The organism is Luteibacter sp. 329MFSha (assembly GCF_900111665.1).
Taxonomy (GTDB): domain Bacteria; phylum Pseudomonadota; class Gammaproteobacteria; order Xanthomonadales; family Rhodanobacteraceae; genus Luteibacter.
This window is the reverse complement of sequence record NZ_FOJE01000001.1, coordinates 1,982,022-2,002,759: the sequence shown is the minus strand read 5'-3', so window position 1 is coordinate 2,002,759 and position 20,738 is coordinate 1,982,022. Positions and strand designations below refer to the sequence as shown.

The following is a 20,738-nucleotide window of genomic DNA, read 5'->3' as shown; positions in this document are numbered from 1 at the left end:
GATCATTTGGGTCTCGCCGGCACGCCGATGACGGTCGCGCCTGGATCGACGGAACGGATAACGCAGGCGCCGGCGCCGACGACAGCGTCATCACCGATGACGAGCGGAGCGCTTTCCGTCCCGTTGACGATGTTGCAGCCCAGTCCCAGAAAAGCATAGCGGCCCACGTGGACATGTCCGGCCAACCGGGCGCCCGGCGAAATCGTGGCACCTCGCCCGATGACGCAGTCATGAGACACGGAGGCTCCGACGTTGATATGGGCATAGTCGCCTATCGATACGTTGACGGTCACGACGACGCCCGCGGCCATGACCACGCCCTCGCCGACCGACACGGATTCATGGAGGTCGATGCCGGGATGTATGAGCGTGGCAGGCCTCATGCGGCGCGCGACGCACTCGTCGGTCAACGCCTCCCGTACCCTCGGGTCGCCGATCGCCACCACGCAGGGCCATCCATCGCAATGGCCGGACTCGATGCTATGCACCGGCATGCCATCGATCGTTTCGTCCCGGAGGTAGCGCTCGTGCACGGCGAAAACGATGCGAGCCGCGGGGACGCCGACGCGTTGTGCAAGCCAGGCGATTTCCCGCCCGTGGCCACCCGCGCCGATGATGGCGAGGGAGTCGGGCAGCGACGCCCTGGGCGACGCGTTCCGCGGTGAGGATGGCATCGTCACGCCGCCGTGCGCTCAGCGACGCCATGCACGCAAGCGTCTTCTATGACATCGCATATGGTGTGGACGTCGGCCGCCGTGATGGACGGACCACTGGGCAGAACCAGATTGCGCGCGGCCACGAATTCCGTATGGCCCAGGCCCCGGGACGTCGCCTCACCCACGTACGGGCGCATGCCGTGACAGCCAGGCCAGAAGTATTTTCGTGCCAGGATGTTCTCCGCGTGGAGGACCTCCACGAGGCGGTCACGGGAGACTTTGGCAGGTGCGTCGATGGACGCGACCACGTAGTGGAAGTTGTTCTCCTCTGTCTCGTCGTATACGACCATGGATACGCCGGGCACCTTTTCGAGTCGCTCGCGAAACAGCGCGTAACGCTCCCTGTTGGCGAGGACGAATGCATCCAGCGCATCGAGGTTCGTGAGGCCCATGGCGGCACTCGCTTCCGTCATCTTGCCATTCGTGCCCGCGTGGACGACGTTGTCATAGCCGGCGAAACCGAAATTTCGCATGAGCCGCGTCTTCGCCGCCAGCTCGTCGTCGTTGGTGACGATGGCGCCGCCTTCCAGGGTGTTGAAGACCTTGGTTGCGTGGAAGCTGAGCACCTCGCAGGCGCCGAAGCCGCCGATGCGTCGCCCCTTGTAGCTGCACCGGTACGCATGCGCCGAATCGAAAAGCAGGCGCAGGTCATGGCGGCGGGCGATATCCGAAAGCTCGTCGACAGGCGCGGGACGGCCCCAGACGTGGACGCCGATGATCCCTGACGTCCTGGTCGTGATAGCGGCTTCGACCGACGCCGGCGCGAGGTTGTGAGTCGATGGGTCGATGTCCGCGAAGACGGGGGTGATTCCTTGCCACGCAAGAGCATGGGCAGTCGCGATGAACGTCCAGGAGGGAACGATGACCTCGCCCGTCAGCTCCAGGGCGCGAATCGCGATTTCCAGCGCCACTGTTCCATTCGCCATCACCACGCAGTGCCTTACGCCCAGATCGGCGGCGATGCGCTGCTCCAGTTCCTCGACGAGTGGGCCGGCGTTCGTCAACCACTTCCTTTCCAGCATCCCCTCGATGAGCCCGAGAAAGCGCGCCCTGTCACCGATATTGGGCCGGCCGACATGCAGTGGCTCGGCAAACCGAGGTTCGGCACCATTGATGGCAAACGAGATATTGGACATGTTGGTCACGGTGAGGAAGTGGGGCGGCGAGGCTCGCCATTCATGGACGCGGAATCATCTGTAGGGACCCGCTCGCCCGCGGCAGCCTCGGCCGTGGCGAGTTGCGCCTTGAGCTTGGACAGCGTGGTACCCAGCCGGTCTCCTACGTTAAGGCGAGCGAGCGCCGCTATGTGCGTCCGTGCCGTCGCCAGATCGCCCATGGCGATGGCCTGGCGTGCGACTGTCACATGATAAGCCGGCTCGTCGGGTTCGATGGAGGCGGCTTCCTTGGCCATGCTGTAACCGAGTTGCCTGTCGCCGAGAGTGGTCCACGCGAAGTCGCTATAGGACCCGACGAGTCTGGCGCGCGGCTTGGGATGCGAAAGGGCGGCGATATAGAGGTCAAGGAGCCGATGCGGGTCGAGATCGCAGGTCCCATCGATCTGGCATGTCGCAAGCGACATGATCGCGCTTTCATCTTCGATCGACACAGGGCCCTGTTCCAGCTTTCGACGCATCGATTCCCACCAGGCGTCCTCAACCGGTACACGCATCCTCCCGTTCAGGAAGATCAGTGCCTGTTCCGGAAGCGTGGAGGCCCCAGGCGTGGCGGAAGCGCGCTCGAGAACCCTGTACGCAGGAGCGCGATAGGGTGAATCCGTCTTATAGCCTGTCATGATCACGTACGCTCGGCCGAGTTCGTACTGTGCCCTGGGAGATGCAGGATTACGGATCGCGAGCTCTTCCGGGAGGCGAAGGGGATCCCCTCCCCAACGATACGCCGTGAACGCGGTCAGGCCCAGCCAATACGCGCCGACGATGCAAAGAAGGAAGTCGCGGGGCCGTACGCGACGGTTGGTGCGCGCAGTCCGATCCGGATCGGTATCTGCACGGACGACAGTGACGAGCGCGAGGACCACACCCAGGCTGGCGAAGTAATTGCGGTGCTCGTAGATGAGTTCCAGCGGGATGATGGTCGCCGTGAGGGCGTGGCAGGCGAAGAACCAGCCGATACCCAGCGAGACGAGGGGCCAGCGTCGCCTCACGGCGATGGCCGCGCCTGCAAGGGTGACGAGAAAGGCTGCGCTCGCGAGCGTGGTCCACGGTGTCAGCCAGCCTTTCGAAACGACGAAATCGTCGTGATAGAACGACAGACCGGAAGGCGTGGGTAGCAGCGTCCAGCGCAGGTATGACGCCACGATCCGGCATTCGCTCAGAAGGCGTTCCCGTAGCGTGAACGAGCGGGGCGCCCAGGTGGCGTCAGCCAGCAGGCGCGGCACGAGAATCGACCCGCCAATCAGCAGAGGAATGACCAGGACGATGACGAACAGGGCCACCGTGCGGCGGCTTACTCCCTGCGTGCCATCGATGCTCTCCCTCCAGCGAAACACGAACGTCTCGATCAGTAGCGCGTACACGACCGTCAGAATGGCCGTTTCCTTGGCGAGCACGCCGATGGCCGTGGCGACGACCAGACTTCCGGCGGCCAGTAACAGGCCTCTTCGACCCGCGAGCATGCGTCTGCGACCGATCATGTAGCCGACGAGGCCGGCCAGCACGAACAGGTTCGCGAGACTCTCCATGCGCTGCACGACATATAGCACCGCGGTGAGGTTGATGGGCAAAGCCATCCAGAGCGTCGCGACGAGTGCCGCGTGCATGCCGTCGCGCCTGTCCGGGACGCGACCGCCACCTGCCAGCAACAGACGCGCGAGCAGAAAAACCAGGAGCCCGTTCGCCAGGTGGATGGCGATATTGGTCAGCTTCATGGCGGCCGGATCGAGGCCGCTCAGGAGATAGTTGGCAGCGAAGGACAGCGACGCCAGTGGCCGTTTGAAGTCGCTGGAAGGCGACGACAGCGCCGCGGCCGAAAGCGACGCAATGGTCGCGTCCTTGGGCTGCACCGCCTTGTTGTCGACGATGTTCGGATAGTCGTCGAACAGCCAGTTACCCGAAATACCCGGGAGGTAAGCCATGGCGACAAGCAGCATGCCTGCCACAAGCCAGAAGGCCGGAGCGCGGCCTAGCGAGCCCAGCAGAGAAAGACGTGGTTCGGCAGTGCTCAATGTTCGCTTCCGGTCTGATTGGCTGCGTCACGCCGCAATGTCGATACGAGCTGGGAACGCTCATGTTCCCAATACCCCTGCCTGCGGAGCACCCACGCGTGAATGTAGGGCATTCCGGCGGCCGGTGCCGAGGCTTTCGGAGCCAGCTTATCGAATAGCGCCAGGTGGCGCAGTCCGAGTCCCGGGTAACCGTTCGAGCCAAGTTGAGCCGCTTGCTCGAGTGCCGCGGAAAGCCTCGGGTCGAGTGCCAGCGCTTGATCGAAGGCGTCCGCCGCTCCGGGACCGTCGCCGGCGTCGAGGCGAAGTTTCCCTTCAAGGAAATACAGATCCTGCTTCCTTCCCGGCGGCAGCAGGTCGTTCTCCCTCCCCGCATCCAGCAAGTGGCGTAGCGATACGGTGTCGAAGCCAGCGCATGAGCCACTGTTTGCGATTTCGGTAGCGCGGTCGAACCATGTGAGCAGTAGCGAACCCGGGTCGCGGGTGATACGGATGGCGTGCGCCGCGGCCGCCATGTCATCTTCCGAGACGGCACCTTGCGCACACCGCGCAGCGACCAGGTTGAAGGCGATCTGAACCTGATCGGGGTGCCTTGCCAACAATGGCCGGAGACGGCGTTCGGCACGTTCAGGCGAACCATTGCTCATCTCGGTCATGGCCGCGCTCGCCTGGGCGCGATCTGAATTCGGATTCAATTCAGCCCAAAGCACCGCCTGATTGCGTGCATCGCCCCAGATCCTCGCGTTCATCAGCGTGAATGCGCCGAGCAATGTCAGGAAGCCCAACCCGGCGACAAGGCGAAGAACGCGGTGCCGGGAATGGGTCTGGATACCGGCACCAGCTGCCCATCGCGCGAAGGGCCAGAACGCGAGCAGGGCAGGCAGATAGTTGCGGTGCTCGAAATAGAGCTCCAGTGGGATGGATGTGGACTCGATGGCGTGGCCACATGCGAAGAACAGGATGGCGGCGCTCAGCGCCGGCTGGCGCTGGCGCCATAGCGCGGCCGCGCCCACCAGGGCGAGCGCGCCAATGATGGCCGGGAGCGTATACCAAGGATCGATGAAGCCGGAAGACGGCTCAATCTGGTCGTTGAATACGCCGGCGGTGTAAGGGCGCGGAAAGAACATGAGGCGCGCGTAATCCCACAGGATCCGCGGCTCGGTCAGAAGCCGTTGTCCCAATGTCCATGGCCGGACCGCCGCGATGTCGACTTGGAGGGACCGCGCGACGAACCAGGCCAGGTAAAGCCCTATGCCGATCGAAAGCAACCAACAGGGCATCAGCACAATCCAGCGATACGCCCGCCTTCCTGCGCCTGACAGGGGAGCGCATGACGCCCAGCCTCGATTGTTCAGCAGTGCGTACTCGAGCACCAGGACCAAGGGCGCGACGAGGATGCCGTTTGCTTTCGATAGCGCCGCGAGTGTCGTACACAGCACGACGGTTCCCGCTGCGAAGAAGGATCCGGTCCAGTACCTTCCCGCGCCGACAGCACGGCGCCCGTGCCACCAGCCCAGAAGACCGAGCAGTGCGAACGTCGCCGGAAGCATGGCTTCGCGTTGGACGATATACAGGGTCGTCGAAACGAACAGCGGATGCAGCATCCACATACCTGCGCCGAGCCATGCGGCAACGAGCTCAGGTAATTGCGTCGCGCGCTCTAGACCCCGGCGCCCCAGGCAACAGAGCAACCAGAAGAGCAGGCATCCGTTCGCAAGATGGATCAGGACGTTGGTTCGTTTGAAACGCTCTGGCGGCGCCGGCCAGTCGCGCGCGTCGAGCAGGAAGCTGGCGAGCGCCACCGGGCGGCCGGTAGGGTCGGCTGTGCCCGAGGTGATATAGCGCGTAAAGCTCGGGCCGTCGACGATGGGTCCTGTCGCGCCGAGCGCGGGAAGATTCGCGAAGTCGTCGAACAAGTAGGGGCCGGTCAGGCCCGGGCGATAGACGAGCCAGGTAGCGACCAGCAGCGCGACTAGGCTCATCAGGACGACGAGGCGGCGGGCGTGAATTGTCGTCATAGATGACCGGAGAAAGCCGTCGTCGGACTAGCGGCCGCACGCTTCGGGCAGGGCCGTTCATGATACGTGGTCTGGAGCCCGCGAAGTGGCAGGCCACTAGTCGGCAGAAACAAAAAAAGGGCCGCAGCATGGCGGCCCTTTCTCTGACGATGGCTGCCTCGATTAGCGGCAGTTGGTCGGCAGGTAGTTCTTCTTCAGGTCCGCGCTCTTGCACGTCCACTGGATGCTGCCGTCGTTGGTCTTCGGCGAGAGCACGAGCGTGTTGCCCTTGATGCGATCGCTGGACTTCGGGCCGGCAAAGGACGCCGTAATGATGCCGTTCGACGTGCCGACCTGGATCTGCGAGACGTACTGACCCTTGATGCTGGTCGCACCAGCCAGGCCGGCCGACTCGTTATTCTTCGGGAAGTGGCCGGTGTTCTGGTAGAACTCGGCAACCGCCGTCTTCGCACCGTCAGCGAGTACCGGGCCTTCCGAGACCTGGGCGCGGATGGTGTAGTCCTGGTAAGCCGGGATGGCGATGGCGGCCAGGATGGCGATGATCGCGACGACGATCATCAGTTCGATCAGGGTGAAGCCCTTCTGCACGTTCTTCATGGTGTGTCCTGTCAAAGGTGGTTAGCTAACCGTGTTTGTGATGCCCCCTGAGCCCCGGTTCCGGCTCCCCCTAGGAAGGGTCCGGCCCCCTTTCGCACTCACGTGGTCAGGAACGACCAGGAAGCTCGCGTTGTCTGCTGCATGTTGCGTGCCACAGCCGACGGCGCGTATTCCCGCACATTACGGCTGCCGGAATTGTGCCGGGTGTCACGTCTGCCGAGCAACCGGAAATTTTCTGTCTTTTCAAGGCACTGCGTGTGACACTCAGCGTCATATTGTGACGCTGAGTGTCAGTGGGTCATCTGCAACCGGTGGGCAGGTATCGTGTCGGCATGGGCGTACCTTTGCACACCCAGGCGATGGATCCCGAGGCCGTCACCGGAGAAATCGAGATAGCGCTTGTCCGGACGTTGCTATTCGCCTTGGCGGTGGCGTAGCTGACCGTGATTTTCCCGTTCGCTACCAGAACGCCCGAAACGTAGCTGCCCTTGATCGACCCGGGCCCGGGAAGACCGGCCGAAGAGTTCTCCTTGGGGAGATGTCCAGTGTCGGCATAGAAGTCCCAGATGGCCGTCTTCGCTCCCGTAGACAGGGCGATGCCCTCGGACACCTGCGCCCGGATCGTGTAATCCTGATAAGCCGGAATCGCGATCGCGGCGAGAATGGCGATGATTGCCACGACAATCATCAGCTCGATCAGGGTAAAGCCACGGGCACGTCGGGTCGATTGCATGAGTAGGGTTCTTGGTGGCATGTGCCGGAGTGTGAGCACGTTCCATACCACCTGCCACAAGCGGCGACGATATGGCCGTCCAAACGTGACCGCGGTCACCAATTCCTCGCCATCGCCCCTTGATCGGACGGGCAGGGTCACCGCTTGCGCTCCCACCCGCCACCCCTTACCGTCCCTCCCTGCATTCCCAGGGAGCTCCAACACCATGAAACCCCTCTTCGCCGCGCTGGCCCTCGCGCTGGCGGCCGGTCCCGCGATGGCCGCCGACGCCGACAGCACCGCTTCGCATCCGTTCTCCATCCGCGACCTGGTCATGATGGATCGCGTGAGCGATCCGCAGCTCTCGCCGGACGGGCGTTACGCGCTGTTCTCGGTGCGTGCCACGGATTACGCGGCGAACAAGGGCGTCACGTCGCTCTACGTGCTGGACCTCAACAAGCCGCCGCAGCCGGTCAAGATCGTCGAGAAGGGTTCCTCGGCGCGTTGGGCCCCGGATGGCAAGTCCATCTATTATGTCGCGGCGAAGGACGGCACCGCGCAGGTCTGGCATCGCGCGTTCGACGCCGATGCATCCGGCAAGGGCCTGTCGCTGACCGTCCGTACCGGAGAGGCGGTGACCGACGGCCCGCTCGACGTCAACGCGTTCAAGCTCTCGCCCGACGGCTCGAAACTGCTGCTCACGTACGACGTCTTCACCGACTGCGCCGACCTGGCCTGCACGAAGGAGCGGCTGGATGGCCGCGAGAAGGACAAGGCCTCCGGCACGGTGTACGACAAGCTCTTCGTCCGCCATTGGGATACCTGGAGCGACGGGCGCCGCGCGCAGCTCTACATCGCCGACGCCACGGCCGCCTCGCAGCCGTTGCTGCTGAGCCGCGGCATCGACGGCGACGTCCCGAGCAAGCCGTTCGGTGGCGACGACGAGTTCTCGTTCTCGCCGGACGGCCGGACGGTGTACTTCGACGCGCGCATCGCCGGTAAGACCGAACCGTGGTCGACCAATTTCGACATCTTCAGCGTGCCGGCCGACGGATCGGCCGAACCGAAGAACCTCACCGCCGACAATCTGGCGTGGGACGCGAACCCGCTCGTGTCGCCGGACGGCAAGACGCTCTTCTATACGGCGATGAAGGAGCCCGGCTCGGAAGCCGACCGCTTCGCCATCATGGCCATGGATATCGCCACGGGCGCGAAGCGCGAGGTCGACCCGTCGTGGGACCGCTCCGCGGGCGCGTTGCAGGTGTCGGCCGATGGCAAGACGCTCTACACGACCACCGACGACAATGGCCAGCATCCGCTGTTCGCCGTCGACGTGGCGACCGGTAAGGCCACGATGCTGGTGACCGACGGTTCGGTGGGTGCTTTCTCCGCCGGTAGCAAGACGTTCCTGCTTTCGCGGGACGATCTGAAGCGACCGGCCGATCTCTACACCGCCGACCTGAAGGGCAAGGGTCTGAAGCAGGTCACGCACTTCAACGCGAAGCGCCTCAAGGGCGCACAGGTCGGCGACTTCGAGTTCTTCACCTTCAAGGGCTGGAACAACGAAACGGTGCAGGGTTACGTCGTGAAGCCGGTCGGCTTCAAGCGTGGCAAGACCTATCCGGTCGCGTTCATCATCCATGGTGGCCCGCAGGGCGCGATGACGAACAGCTGGAGCTATCGCTGGAACGCGCAGACGTACGCGGGGCAGGGCTTCGCGGTGGTCACCGTCAATTTCCACGGTTCCACCGGCTACGGCCAGGCGTTCACCGAATCCATCTCGGGCGACTGGGGCGGCAAGCCGCTGGAGGACCTCAAGGCGGGCTGGAGCGACGCGCTGTCGAAGTACAAGTTCCTCGACGGCAACCGGGCGTGCGCGCTCGGCGCAAGCTACGGCGGCTACATGGTGTACTGGATGGCCGGCAACTGGAACCAGCCGTGGAAGTGCTTCGTCGACCACGACGGCGTCTTCGACGCGCGCGCCATGTACTACGACACCGACGAACTCTGGTTCGAGGAAAAGGAAAACGGCGGCACGCAGTACGACCATCCGGAAAACTACGAGCGCTTCAATCCGGTCAACCACGTCAAGGACTGGCGCGTGCCGATGCTCGTCATCCACGGCGGCAAGGATTTCCGCATCCCGGACACGCAGGGCCTGGGCGCCTTCACCGCCCTGCAGCGCCGCGGCATTCCCAGCAAGCTCCTGCATTTCCCCGACGAGAACCACTGGGTGCTGAAGCCGCAGAACAGCGTGCAGTGGCATGAGACGGTGAACGCATGGCTGAAGGAGTGGACGGCGCCTGGCGCCAAGTAAGCCGCAAGACGAAATGGCCGCGCAATGCGGCCATTTCGTTTTCCAGGCACAGCGGGAGGTCTTGTCGCTGCGATCAAGAACCTCAGAACCACCGATTGCGCTTCAGCGCGATGAAGATGCCGCCGACGATGCAGGCCACCAGGCAGGTGATGGCGGGGTAGGCCCAGGGTTTGTCGAGCTCGGGCATGTGCACGAAGTTCATGCCGTACCAGCTGGTGATGAGCGTCGGGGCGGCGAGCATGGCCGCCCAGCCGGCGAGTTTCTTCATCACCTCGTTCTGGCCGAAGGTGACGAGGGCGAGGTTCACGCTGATGGCGGCGCCGAGCATTTCGCGCATGGCCGAAATGGATTCGTTGACGCGGAACACGTGATCGTAGATGTCGCGGAAGTACGCGCGCAGTTCGTCGTGGATCAGGTGCGGGTGCAGGCGGGTCAGCTGGGCCACGATGTCCTGCAGCGGCGCGACGGCGAGACGTAGCGTCATCAGTTCCCGTTGCATGTCGTACAAGCGCTTGATGGTCTGGCGGTTGTACGTCTCCGCGAAGATGTCGTTCTCGAGCTCGTGCAGCTCCTGCCGGAAGTCGCGGACGATCGGCAAGAAGTTGTCCACGATGAAGTCGAGCACCGCGTAGAGCGCGTAGCTCGGACCCATCGCCAGTAGCTCCGGCGTCTGCTCGCAGCTGCGGCGCGCCGGCGCGTACGAGAGCGACGCGCCGTGGCGGACCGTCACGAAGTAGCGGCGGCCGAGGAAGATCTGCGTTTCGCCGAAGGCGATGTTGCCGCCGACGAGTTGCGCCGTCTGCGCCACGATGAACAGCGAGTCGCCGTAGGCCTCGATCTTGGTGCGCTGGTGCGCGTGCTGCGCGTCCTCGATCGCCAGATCGTGCAGGTCGAATTCCTCCTGCAGCTTCAGCAGCAGGGCTTCATCGGGCTCGTGCAGGCCCACCCAGACGAACGTATCCGGCTCCTTCAGCACGTCGCTGATCGCATCGATGCTGATGTCGCCGATGCGACACCCGTCGGTGCGGTAGGCCACGCAGTTGACGACCATCCCGCCCGAGGGCAGGACGGGGGCGGGGGCTTCGGGGACGATCGAGACGGATTCCATGGCGGGCATGATGCCGTCGCCCATGTGACGCGGCAATCGCAAAGCGACGCGCGCGCGTACCGGACGAAGGCGGCGTTCATGACGTCAGGAGCTATCACATCTCTTTATGCCTCCTATATCGACGAACGATTTCAGGTGATGGGTAGCGTGGCCGACAATGGCGCCTCGATTGATAGGGTGAAGCAAATCTATCAAGTTGATTCATGTTGTCTATTGAAATGCCAGAGGACGCCTCCATGGCCAAGCCGAGCAGCCAGAAGTTCATCGCCCGCAACCGCGCCCCGCGGGTCCAGATCGAATACGACGTCGAGCTCTACGGCGCCCAGAAGAAGGTCAGCATCCCCTTCGTCATGGGCGTGATGGCCGAGCTCTCGGGCGCCAGCGCGGCGGACCTGCCGGCGATCGAGGAGCGCAAGGCGCTGGAGATCGACGCGGACAACTTCAACGAGCGGCTGGAGTCCACCCGCCCATCGGTCGCCATCAGCGTGCCGAATACCTTGACGGGCGAGGGCAGCCTGAATGTGGCCATGAGCTTCTCGCACATGGACGACTTCACGCCCGCCGCGATCGCCCGCAGCGTCGAGCCGCTGGCGAAGCTGCTCGAGGCGCGCACGCAGCTGGCCAACCTGGGCACCTACCTCGACGGCAAGGCCGGCGCGGAAAAGCTGATCGCACAGGCATTGCAGGATCCCGCGCTGCTGGCCGCGCTCGCCGCCACGCGCAAGACCAACGACCCGCAGGAGGGCTGATCCCATGGCCACGCAACAGACCCAGGCCGTCGAGCCGTCGGTCGACACCGTCGAGGGCAACGATTTCGCGGCCCTCCTGACGAAGGAATTTCGTCCCAAGAGCGAGCGGGCGCGCGAAGAGGTCGAGTCGGCCGTCCGCACGCTGGCCGAGCAGGTGCTCGATCGTGCCGATGTGGTGTCGGACGACGTCGCCCAGACGATCAACGCGTACATCGCCGAGATCGACCGCAAGCTCACCGAGCAGATCAACCTGATCCTGCACCACCCGGAATTCCAGCAGCTCGAAGGCGCCTGGCGCGGCCTGCACCACCTGGTGACCAATACCGAGTCGGATACGCAGCTGAAGATCCGCGTGATGAACGTCTCCAAGAGCGAACTGGGCCGCACGCTCAAGCGCTACAAGGGCACCGCCTGGGACCAGAGCCCGATCTTCAAGAAGATCTACGAGGAAGAATACGGCCAGCTCGGTGGCGAGCCGTATGGCTGCCTCATCGGCGATTACTACTTCGACCACAGCCCGCAGGACGTCGAGCTGCTGCGCGGCATGTCGCAGATCGCCGCCGCCTCGCACGCGCCGTTCATCGCCGCCGCCGCGCCGGGCCTCCTGGGCATGGACGGCTGGAACGAGCTGGCCAATCCGCGCGACCTCGCGAAGATCTACACCACGCCGGACTACGCGGCATGGCGCTCGCTGCGCGACAGCGAGGACGCCAAGTACGTCGCGCTGACGATGCCGCGCACGCTGGCCCGCCTTCCGTACGGCGCGAAGACCGACCCGGTCGAGGACTTCGATTTCGAGGAAGACAGCGCCGGCGCCGATTCGTCGAAGTACACCTGGCAGAACGCCGCCTACGCGATGGGCGTGAACATCAACCGCTCGTTCAAGCAGTACGGCTGGTGCACGCGCATCCGCGGCGTCGAATCGGGCGGCATCGTCGACAACCTCCCGGCGCACGTCTTTCCGACCGACGACGGCGGCGTGGACATGAAGTGCCCGACCGAGATCGCGATCACCGATCGCCGCTCGGCCGAACTGGACAAGATGGGCCTGATGCCGGTCGTGCATCGCAAGAACTCCGACATGGCTGCGTTCATCGGCGCGCAGTCGCTGGCCCGGCCGGAGGAGTACGACGATCCGGATGCGACCGCCAACGCGGCGCTCAGCGCGCGCCTGCCGTACATGTTCGCCTGCTCGCGCTTCGCGCACTACCTGAAGTGCATCGTCCGCGACAAGATCGGCTCGTTCAGCACGCGCGAGCAGATGGAGAACTGGCTCAGCAGCTGGGTGCTCAACTACGTCGACGGCGATCCGGTGAACTCCAGCGAGGAAACCAAGGCCCGCAAGCCGCTCGCCGCCGCGCAGGTCGTGGTGGAGGAAGTCGAGGGCAACCCGGGTTACTACACCTCCAAGTTCTACCTGAAGCCGCATTACCAGCTGGAAGGCCTCACGGTGTCGCTGCGTCTGGTCGCGCGCCTGCCCTCCGGCAAGGCCGCCTGATCCGGTCACCTTGAAACACCCTCGCGCCCTGAATCGGCGGGCGCGACGGGAACCTTTTGCCACCCGTTCACGCGTCAACGAGGAAATCGTCCATGGCATTCGACATGCACATCAAGTTCGGCCCCGGTCAGGTCAAGATCGAGGGCGCATCCAACCACGCCAAGCACAAGGGCGAGGTACCGATCATCGCGTGGGCCTGGGGTGCCAGCAACTCGGGCAACCTGCATACCGGTGCAGGTTACGCGTCGGGCGGCAAGGCCAACGTGCAGGACATCACGATCACCAAGTTCGTCGATTCCTGCTCCAACGCCCTGCTCAACGCCTGCTGCACCGGCGCGCGCGTGGAAAACGCCACGCTCTACGTCACCAACGCCACGGGCGAGCAGACCGATTTCGTCACGATCGAGCTGAGCGAGGGCGTCATGGTCACGTCGATGTCCACCGGCGGCAGCGGTGGCGACGAGCGCCTGACCGAGAACATCACGCTGCACTTCGGCAAGTTCAAGTACGCCTTCCAGCCGCAGGACGACAAGGGCAAGGCGGACGGCGGCAAGAAGGAGTTCACGTACGACATGCAGCAGGTCAAGGGCCAGGCCTGAGCACGGCATGGCGGAACTGACCACCCAGGAACGACTCCAGCCCTCGCTGCTGGACCGACTTCGCGACGACGAGCCTCACGTCACCGAGGAAAGCCGCGAGAAGCGCGTGATGACGGCGGCGCGTTTGCGCGAGCACGTCGTGCGCGACCTGGGCTGGCTGTTCAACTGCACGCGCCGCGGCGCGGGCGATGACGAGGCCGGGCTTCCGCACGTCGGGAGCTCGGTCATCGGCTACGGCATTCCCGACCTCACGGGTGCCGCGATCGCCGGCATGGACGTCGAGGAGCTCGCGCAGCGTATTCGCGCGTCGATCGTCGCGTTCGAACCGCGGCTCGACCCGGCGAGCCTGCAGGTCGACGTGCAGACGGACGTGTCGCGCATGGACCGCCTCACGCTGTCGTTCCGCATCGTCTCGACGATGTGGGCGCAGCCCATGCCACTGAACCTGTACCTGAGAACCGAAGTCGACCTCGAAACCGCGCGCTTCAGCGTGTTCGACGGCGTCGGTTAGAGCGCCATGGATCCCCGACTGCTTCGCTACTACAACCAGGAACTCCAGCACGTCCGCGAGTCGGGCGCCGAGTTCGCGCGCGCGTATCCGAAGATCGCGGGCCGCCTGGGCATGGAGGGCATCGAGTGCGCCGATCCGTACGTCGAGCGGCTCCTCGAAGGGTTCGCCTTCATGGCCGCGCGCGTGCAGATGAAGCTGGATGCGCAGCATCCGGTGTTCACGCAGCACCTGCTGCGCATGGTCTATCCCCATTACCTCGCGCCGGTGCCGTCGATGGCCGTCGTCGAGCTCACGCCGGACGACGCCGGCACCTTGCCGGTCGAAGGTCACGTCGTGCCGCGTGGCACCGCGCTGCGCAGCCAGATCGGCTTCGGCGAGCGGACGGCCTGCGAGTACCGCACCGCGCACACCGTGACGTTGCTTCCGCTGGGCCTGCGCGAGGCGCGCTACCTCGCCACTCCCGCGGCGATCGCGGCGGCCGGGCTCGTCGTGCCAGCCGGGACCGCGCCGCGCGCGGCCTTGCGCCTGCGCTTCGGCCTGAACGCCGGCGCGCGGCTCGACGCGCTGGCCTTCGACGAGTTGCCGCTCTTCTTCGCCGGAACGGGCGATCTCCCGGGGCTTCTCCACGAGCAGGTGCTCGGTAACGGGCTCGGCTTTTCGGTCGTCGTCGACGGGGAGTCGCGTTTCATCGAGCAGGCACGCATCGAGGCGCGCGGCTTCGGCGATGACGAAGCGCTGCTGCCGCCGGTGGACCGGTCCTTCAGCGGCTATCGGCTTCTGCAGGAATACTTCGCCTGCCCGCAGCGCTTCCAGTTCGCCGCGTTCACCGGTCTGCGTCGCGTGCTCGCGCAGTCGTCCGCCAGCGGGTTCGACATCGTCGTCTGGTTCGACCGCGGCGTCGCTCGCCTCGACGGGGCCGTGGACGCGTCGTTCCTCCGTCTGTTCTGCACGCCGGCCATCAACCTGTTCCCGCGCCGGGCCGACCGCATCCACCTGCGTGACGGCGCCGCGGAGTACCACGTGCTGGCGGACCGTTCGCGTCCGCTCGACTTTGAGGTCGTCGATATCGCCGACGTCCAGGGCTATGGCGACAGCCAGGAGCCCGAACAGGCGTTCCGGTCGTTCTACGGCGGGGATGCCCGCACGTGGCACGACCCGGCCGGCGCGTTCTACACGCTTCGCCGCGAGCCGCGTCTCCTTTCCTCGCGGCAGCGCCGGGACGGACCGCGGTCGAGCTATGGCGGAAGCGAGGTGTTCGTCTCGCTGGTCGACGCGCGCGAGGCCCCTTACGCGAGCAGCCTTCGCCAGGTCGGCATGCAGCTGCTCTGCAGCAATCGCGACCTGCCGCTGCACATGCCGGTCGGAAAGGGACGCACCGATTTCGAGCTCGACACCGAGGCGCCGGTGCGCAGCATCCGCTGCCTCGCCGGACCCACGCGGCCCCGCGGCGCGATGGCGGAAGGGCAGACCGCGTGGAAGCTGATCAGCCACCTGCAACTGAACTACCTCTCGCTGCTCGATCACGACGACGGTGCCGTGGCGCTGCGCGAGATGCTGCTGCTCTACGCCGACGAGCACGACGCGGCCACGCGGCGGCTGGTCGACGGCGTACGCGACGTGCGCTCCGCGCCGATCGTGCGGCGCCTTCCGATCCCGGGCCCGGCGACGTACGGCCGTGGCCTCGAGATACGCATCACCTGCGAGGACCGCGCGTTCGAGGGCTCGGGCGCGTACCTCTTCGGCTCGGTGATGCGGCATTTCTTCTCGCGCTACGTCTCGCTGAACTCGTTCACCGAGACGGTGCTGCATACCCTGGAACGCAACGAGGTGGCACGGTGGACGGCTCGCTCCGGCACGCGCCCGATCCTGTAGCGCTCTTCGAAGCGCTGCGTGCCGACCCGGGTTCGTTCGACTGGTTCGGTGCGCTGCGGCGGGTGGAGTGCGTTCACGTCGACCGCCCGCGGCTCGGCCGTTCCGCGCGCCTCGCGGACGATCCCGTGCGCCTCGCGCATGCGCCGTCGCTCACGTTCGCCCCTCGTGCCATCGACCGCGTCGACACGGAGCCCGGCCGTCCGCCACGCATCCACAGCCTGATGCTCGGGCTCTGGGGTCCGAACGGCGCGCTGCCGCTGCACCTCACCGAATACACGCTCGAGCGAGAGCGCACGGCGCGCGACGCGACGTTCACCGCGTTCGCCGACGTGTTTCACCATCGCATGCTCAGCCTGTTCTACAGGGCGTGGGCCGAGTCCCAGCCGACCGCGCAGCTGGACCGACCCGACGACGACGCGTTCGCGCGCTACGCCGGAGCGCTGGCGGGCATCGACGCGCCGTCGCTCGCCGACCGCGACGCGCTGCCCGACCGCTTCCGCCGTTACATGACCGGACGCCTCGTCGCGCAGGCACGCAACACCGAAGGGCTGGTCGCGATGCTAGCGGCGTTCTTCGACGTCGCGGTGCACGTGGACGAATTCGTCGTGGGCTGGATGCCGCTGCCCGACGAAGGGCGGCTACGCATGGGGCAGGCGATGGCGGCGCTGGGCACGACGGCGGTTCTGGGCGCCGCGGTGCGCGACGCCCAGAACCGCTTCCGCATCCGCCTCGGACCGATGGCGATGGCCGACTACCGGCGCTTCCTGCCGGGTGGCGAGGCGCTTCCGGTGCTGATCGCCGCCGTCCGCTTCTACGTCGGCGATCCGATGGCGTGGGATGTCCAGCTCATCCTGCGTCGCGACGAGGTGCCACAGGCGCACCTCGGCCGCGGCGCCCGCATGGGCCAGTCGACCTGGATGGGCCGCTTCGCCGGCCCGGACGACGCGGACGATCTCGTGCTCCAGCCCGACTCCCATCCAGCCGTGGCCCCGCGGGCCACGGCCAACCCGCTTCGCTCGAGGATTCCATCGTGACCGATATCAGCCGTACCGCGCTCTTCGGAAAGCTCAACGCCATCGCCTACAAGGCGATCGAGAGCGCGACCGTGGCCTGCCGTCTGCGTGGGCATCGCGAGGTGGAGCTCGTCCACTGGCTGCAGCAGATCCTGCAGCTGGCCGACTCCGACGTGCATCGCGTCGTGCGTCACGCCGGCATCGACGCCTCGCGGCTCGCGCGGGACATCGACGACGCGCTGGAGCGTCTCCCGGGTGGCGCGACGTCGGTGAGCGACCTGTCGGCCGACATCGAGGAAGCGGTGGAACGTGCGTGGGTGTATGCGACGCTGACGTTCGGCGAAGCGCAGGTGCGCACCGGCTACCTGCTCGCCGGGATCGTGCGCACGCGCCGCCTGCGCCACGTGCTGACCGCCATCTCGCCGGAATTCGACAAGCTGCGCGCCGAAGGCTTCGTCGACACGCTTCCCGGCATCGTCGCCGGATCGCCCGAAGACCGGCTCGCCGCGAGCGACGGCTTCCGGATGGATGCCCGCTCGACGCCCAACGATGACGCTCCCGCCGCCCTCGGTGGTCGCGACGGCTTGCGGCGCTACACGGTCGACCTCACCGCGCAGGCCCGCGACGGATCGATCGACCCGGTGGTGGGACGCGACGACGAGATCCGCCAGGTCGTCGACATCCTCATGCGACGCCGCCAGAACAATCCGATGCTGGTCGGCGAGGCGGGCGTCGGCAAGACCGCCGTGGTCGAGGGTCTCGCGCAGCGGATCGTGGCGGGCGACGTGCCGCCGGCCCTTCGCGACGTCGAGCTGCGCGCGCTCGACGTCGGCCTGCTCCAGGCCGGTGCGAGCATGAAGGGCGAATTCGAGAGCCGCCTCCGCCAGGTGATCGACGAGGTGCAGGCCTCGGAAAAGCCGGTCATCCTCTTCATCGACGAAGCGCATACGCTGGTCGGCGCGGGTGGCGCGGCAGGGACGGGCGACGCCGCCAACCTGCTGAAGCCCGCGCTGGCGCGCGGCACGCTTCGCACCATCGGCGCCACGACGTGGGCCGAATACAAGAAGCACATCGAGAAGGATCCTGCACTCACGCGCCGCTTCCAGACGGTGCAGGTCGGCGAGCCCGACGAGGCGCGCGGCGTGCTCATGTTGCGGACGGTCGCCGGGGTCATGGAGTCGCACCACGGGGTGCAGGTACTCGACGAAGCGATCGAGGCCGCCGTGAAGCTGTCGCATCGCTACATCCCGGCACGGCAGCTGCCCGACAAGGCGGTGAGCCTGCTCGACACGGCGTGCGCGCGCGTGGCGGTCAGCCAGCATGCCGTGCCCGCCGCCGTCGACGATTCACGCAAGCGGATCCAGGCGCTGGAGACCGAGCAGGCGATCGTGGCGCGCGAGAAGGCCGTGGGCATCGATGTGGTGGAGCGCGAAACCGATGTCGACGCGCGTCTCGTCGCCGAGCGCACCCGGCTCGCCGATCTCGAAGCCGGCTGGGCGGAGGAAAAGACCCTGGTCGACGGCGTGCTCGCGTTGCGGGCGCGGCTCCGCGACGGGGCACCGTCGGGCGAGGAGCGCGACGGCGTCCTCGTCGAGCTGCGCGCGTTGCAGGCGCGTCTCGCGGAGCGCCAGGGCGAAACGCCGCTCATCCTGCCGACGGTCGACCACCAGGCGGTCGCCGCGGTGCTTGCCGACTGGACCGGTATTCCCGTCGGCCGGATGCTGCGCAGCGAAATCGACACCGTGATGAACCTGGCGTCGCTGATGGGGCAGCGGGTCATCGGGCAGGACCATGCGATGGACGCCATCGCCCGGCGCATCCAGACCTCGCGCGCCGGTCTCGACAACCCCGACAAACCGATCGGCGTCTTCCTCCTCGCGGGCACCTCGGGGGTGGGCAAGACCGAGACGGCGCTCGCGCTCGCCGAGGCGCTCTACGGTGGCGAGCAGAACCTCATCACGATCAACATGAGCGAGTTCCAGGAGGCGCACACGGTCTCCACGCTCAAGGGCGCGCCGCCGGGCTATGTCGGCTACGGCGAGGGCGGCGTGCTGACCGAGGCGGTGCGTCGCAGACCGTACTCCGTCGTGCTGCTCGACGAGGTGGAGAAGGCCCATCCGGACGTCCATGAGATCTTCTTCCAGGTATTCGACAAGGGCGTGATGGAAGACGGCGAGGGCCGCCGCATCGACTTCCGCAACACGCTGATCATCCTGACCAGCAACGCCGGCACCGACGTGATCGCGCGGATGTGTGCCGCTGCCTCACCGACACCCGATCCGGAGACGATCGGCAAGGCCCTGCGCGCGCCGCTCCTGGATGTATTTCCGCCCGCGCTGCTCGGCCGCCTCGTCGCCATCCCGTACTACCCGCTCAGCGAGGCCATGCTCGGCCGCATCGTCAGGCTGCAGCTGGATCGCATCAAGCGTCGCGTGGAATCGCGTTACCGCGTGCCGTTCGAGGTGAGCGACGCCGTCGTGGACCTCGTGGTGTCGCGCTGCACGGAGAGCGAATCCGGCGGACGCATGATCGACGCGATCCTGACTCAAACGATGCTGCCGGACATCAGTCGCGAACTGCTCGTGCGCACGATCGAGGGCGTGCCCGTCGAAGCCGTTCGCATCGATGTCGTCGACGGCTCGTTCGCCTACGACTTCCACGCCGCTGCGCCGCAGCTTGCCTGACTCTTCCCGGTACGAAGGAACCCAAGTGGCCATCTACTATCACGTCGTCATCGACAAGAACAACGTCGGGGTTGCGCACCTGCGCAACCAGCTGGCCCTGCACGGTCTGCAGACGCAGGAGCAGCGCGGCATGCCGCCGGGCTATCCGCTGCCGATGATCGCGATGCAGCACCACCAGCATGTCTTCCTGTGGGACGGCACCACGGCAGGCGTGCGCGGCCGTCGCGGCATCGAGAACGGTACGGCCGACACCGTCACCGTTCTGATCAACTGGCCGGAGCTGACCGAATCCGGTCGGTTCATCGCCGGCACGCTGAAGGGCGACTCCGCGCAGTACGGCCCGCCGCAGGGTCCGTCGACGAATGGCGCGTGGGCTTACAAGGGCTCCATCGATCGCCGCTGGATTTTCATCGAAGGTCTCGACACCGCGTCCGACCCCGGCTTCGACCAGTGGCAGGCGGGCCAGGGCTGGCCGTAAGCAACCGTAGCGTCCCAGCGACTTACCAGGAAACGAGATGGCCAAGGGCAACCACGTATTCAACGATTTCGACGGCTGCATCGCATCGGCGTTCGCCGATGTCCTCGCCAAGATGGGCGGGGAGGGCGGTGCGCACCTGCGCGCGCTCAACGGCAGCGGCGGGCCGGTCGCTCCCGCCAGGACGTTCATGGATTCGAAATTCACGCGGTCGTATCCGTCGCTGTTGGTGATCCGATCGAATCCGCGTATCGCGGAGATCCATTGGGTGCAGGACGATGCGGTCGTCGCGGCGAACGACGAGAACTCGGGCGCCTTCGGCGAAGCCGCGGCCGCATTCAGGAGCGCGGTCGTGGACTGGGCGATGGGCGGGGACCGCGACAATCCCATGGCGGCCTGGCGCCAGCTGGTGAACGCCGGGGTGGATCATGCGGCGATGGAGCGGTTCGTCGCGGGAAGCTCGCAGTCGCTGGCGCCGCGGTCGGCGGAAGGGCGGCGGACGCTTTGCCTCGAGATCGAAAAGTTCATTCGCGGAGCCCTGACGAAGGACACAGCGAAATGGCTGATCGAGCTGCGCCTGGACCTGCAGCTGCAGAACTACGATTACGCCAAGAGCGAGTCCGGCTGGAAGGCGACGTTGGGTAAGGGCCTGGGCCCGGGCTGGTTCGCGCCGGCGAGCGGAGCGGGCTGA

17 protein-coding genes are annotated in these 20,738 nt (G+C 66.0%); 10 read left to right on the top strand and 7 right to left on the bottom strand.

Translation table 11 applies throughout. The features are described from left to right. Nucleotides 1-2: 2 nt before the first annotated feature. The 6 genes from BMW54_RS08995 to BMW54_RS08970 all read right to left on the bottom strand — a co-directional run bounded on the left by BMW54_RS08995 (nt 3) and on the right by BMW54_RS08970 (nt 7,242). Nucleotides 3-674, bottom strand: a complete 672-nt coding sequence (locus tag BMW54_RS08995; protein WP_090054721.1) for a NeuD/PglB/VioB family sugar acetyltransferase — start codon at nt 672-674, stop codon at nt 3-5. A 2-nt stretch (nt 675-676) separates the two neighbouring features. After that, on the bottom strand, nt 677-1,852 hold the full coding sequence (locus BMW54_RS08990) for an aminotransferase class I/II-fold pyridoxal phosphate-dependent enzyme (protein WP_090055863.1): 1,176 nt from the start codon (nt 1,850-1,852) through the stop codon (nt 677-679). 5 nt (nt 1,853-1,857) lie between these two features. Beyond that, on the bottom strand, nt 1,858-3,897 hold the full coding sequence (locus tag BMW54_RS08985) for a hypothetical protein (protein WP_175472816.1): 2,040 nt from the start codon (nt 3,895-3,897) through the stop codon (nt 1,858-1,860). Beyond that, nucleotides 3,894-5,912: a tetratricopeptide repeat protein gene (locus BMW54_RS08980; RefSeq protein WP_090054719.1), complete on the bottom strand. Its 2,019-nt coding sequence runs from the start codon at nt 5,910-5,912 to the stop codon at nt 3,894-3,896. The genes BMW54_RS08985 and BMW54_RS08980 overlap by 4 nt, the downstream gene beginning before the upstream one ends. Before the next feature lie 162 nt (nt 5,913-6,074). Further along, on the bottom strand, nt 6,075-6,509 hold the full coding sequence (locus BMW54_RS08975) for a pilin (protein WP_090054718.1): 435 nt from the start codon (nt 6,507-6,509) through the stop codon (nt 6,075-6,077). A gap of 298 nt (nt 6,510-6,807) precedes the next feature. Further along, a complete protein-coding gene (locus BMW54_RS08970; protein ID WP_090054716.1) occupies nt 6,808-7,242 on the bottom strand; it encodes a pilin in 435 nt (144 codons plus the stop codon). Nucleotides 7,243-7,447: 205 nt separating this feature from the next. Between BMW54_RS08970 and BMW54_RS08965 the strand changes: the two genes are divergently transcribed. Then, the gene (locus BMW54_RS08965; RefSeq protein ID WP_090054715.1) at nt 7,448-9,538 is read left to right on the top strand and encodes a S9 family peptidase; all 2,091 of its coding nucleotides are present in this window, start codon (nt 7,448-7,450) and stop codon (nt 9,536-9,538) included. A gap of 82 nt (nt 9,539-9,620) precedes the next feature. Here BMW54_RS08965 and BMW54_RS08960 read toward each other — a convergent pair whose 3' ends face one another. Then, on the bottom strand, nt 9,621-10,646 hold the full coding sequence (locus BMW54_RS08960; RefSeq protein ID WP_254779172.1) for a magnesium and cobalt transport protein CorA: 1,026 nt from the start codon (nt 10,644-10,646) through the stop codon (nt 9,621-9,623). 236 nt (nt 10,647-10,882) lie between these two features. On the opposite strand from BMW54_RS08960, the gene tssB reads away from it, so the two are divergent. The 9 genes from tssB to BMW54_RS08915 all read left to right on the top strand — a co-directional run bounded on the left by tssB (nt 10,883) and on the right by BMW54_RS08915 (nt 20,738). Continuing rightward, nucleotides 10,883-11,395: a type VI secretion system contractile sheath small subunit gene (gene tssB / locus BMW54_RS08955; protein WP_090054713.1), complete on the top strand. Its 513-nt coding sequence runs from the start codon at nt 10,883-10,885 to the stop codon at nt 11,393-11,395. 4 nt (nt 11,396-11,399) lie between these two features. Beyond that, entirely contained in the window at nt 11,400-12,893 is a 1,494-nt protein-coding gene (tssC, locus tag BMW54_RS08950) for a type VI secretion system contractile sheath large subunit (protein WP_090054711.1), read from the top strand. Nucleotides 12,894-12,985: 92 nt separating this feature from the next. Then, nucleotides 12,986-13,492: an Hcp family type VI secretion system effector gene (locus BMW54_RS08945; RefSeq protein ID WP_090054710.1), complete on the top strand. Its 507-nt coding sequence runs from the start codon at nt 12,986-12,988 to the stop codon at nt 13,490-13,492. A 7-nt stretch (nt 13,493-13,499) separates the two neighbouring features. Beyond that, nucleotides 13,500-14,003, top strand: coding sequence for a type VI secretion system baseplate subunit TssE (gene tssE, locus BMW54_RS08940; protein ID WP_090054708.1), 504 nt, complete (start codon nt 13,500-13,502; stop codon nt 14,001-14,003). Nucleotides 14,004-14,009: 6 nt separating this feature from the next. After that, entirely contained in the window at nt 14,010-15,875 is a 1,866-nt protein-coding gene (tssF, locus tag BMW54_RS08935; protein WP_090054707.1) for a type VI secretion system baseplate subunit TssF, read from the top strand. Further along, nucleotides 15,839-16,909, top strand: coding sequence for a type VI secretion system baseplate subunit TssG (gene tssG / locus BMW54_RS08930; protein ID WP_090054705.1), 1,071 nt, complete (start codon nt 15,839-15,841; stop codon nt 16,907-16,909). The genes tssF and tssG overlap by 37 nt, the downstream gene beginning before the upstream one ends. Further along, on the top strand, nt 16,906-19,572 hold the full coding sequence (gene tssH, locus BMW54_RS08925) for a type VI secretion system ATPase TssH (protein WP_090054704.1): 2,667 nt from the start codon (nt 16,906-16,908) through the stop codon (nt 19,570-19,572). The genes tssG and tssH overlap by 4 nt, the downstream gene beginning before the upstream one ends. Before the next feature lie 25 nt (nt 19,573-19,597). After that, nucleotides 19,598-20,050, top strand: coding sequence for a hypothetical protein (locus BMW54_RS08920; protein WP_090054702.1), 453 nt, complete (start codon nt 19,598-19,600; stop codon nt 20,048-20,050). Nucleotides 20,051-20,087: 37 nt separating this feature from the next. After that, nucleotides 20,088-20,738, top strand: coding sequence for a hypothetical protein (locus tag BMW54_RS08915; RefSeq protein WP_090054701.1), 651 nt, complete (start codon nt 20,088-20,090; stop codon nt 20,736-20,738).

Coding starts and splice junctions, on each gene's coding strand:
- BMW54_RS08945 (WP_090054710.1), top strand. CDS start 12,986: ATGGCATTCGACATGCACATCAAGTTCGGCCCCGGTCAGGTCAAGATC.
- BMW54_RS08975 (WP_090054718.1), bottom strand. CDS start 6,509: ATGAAGAACGTGCAGAAGGGCTTCACCCTGATCGAACTGATGATCGTC.
- tssB (WP_090054713.1), top strand. CDS start 10,883: ATGGCCAAGCCGAGCAGCCAGAAGTTCATCGCCCGCAACCGCGCCCCG.
- tssF (WP_090054707.1), top strand. CDS start 14,010: ATGGATCCCCGACTGCTTCGCTACTACAACCAGGAACTCCAGCACGTC.
- tssC (WP_090054711.1), top strand. CDS start 11,400: ATGGCCACGCAACAGACCCAGGCCGTCGAGCCGTCGGTCGACACCGTC.
- BMW54_RS08960 (WP_254779172.1), bottom strand. CDS start 10,646: ATGGAATCCGTCTCGATCGTCCCCGAAGCCCCCGCCCCCGTCCTGCCC.
- BMW54_RS08915 (WP_090054701.1), top strand. CDS start 20,088: ATGGCCAAGGGCAACCACGTATTCAACGATTTCGACGGCTGCATCGCA.
- tssE (WP_090054708.1), top strand. CDS start 13,500: ATGGCGGAACTGACCACCCAGGAACGACTCCAGCCCTCGCTGCTGGAC.
- BMW54_RS08995 (WP_090054721.1), bottom strand. CDS start 674: ATGCCATCCTCACCGCGGAACGCGTCGCCCAGGGCGTCGCTGCCCGAC.
- BMW54_RS08990 (WP_090055863.1), bottom strand. CDS start 1,852: ATGTCCAATATCTCGTTTGCCATCAATGGTGCCGAACCTCGGTTTGCC.
- BMW54_RS08970 (WP_090054716.1), bottom strand. CDS start 7,242: ATGCAATCGACCCGACGTGCCCGTGGCTTTACCCTGATCGAGCTGATG.
- BMW54_RS08980 (WP_090054719.1), bottom strand. CDS start 5,912: ATGACGACAATTCACGCCCGCCGCCTCGTCGTCCTGATGAGCCTAGTC.
- BMW54_RS08965 (WP_090054715.1), top strand. CDS start 7,448: ATGAAACCCCTCTTCGCCGCGCTGGCCCTCGCGCTGGCGGCCGGTCCC.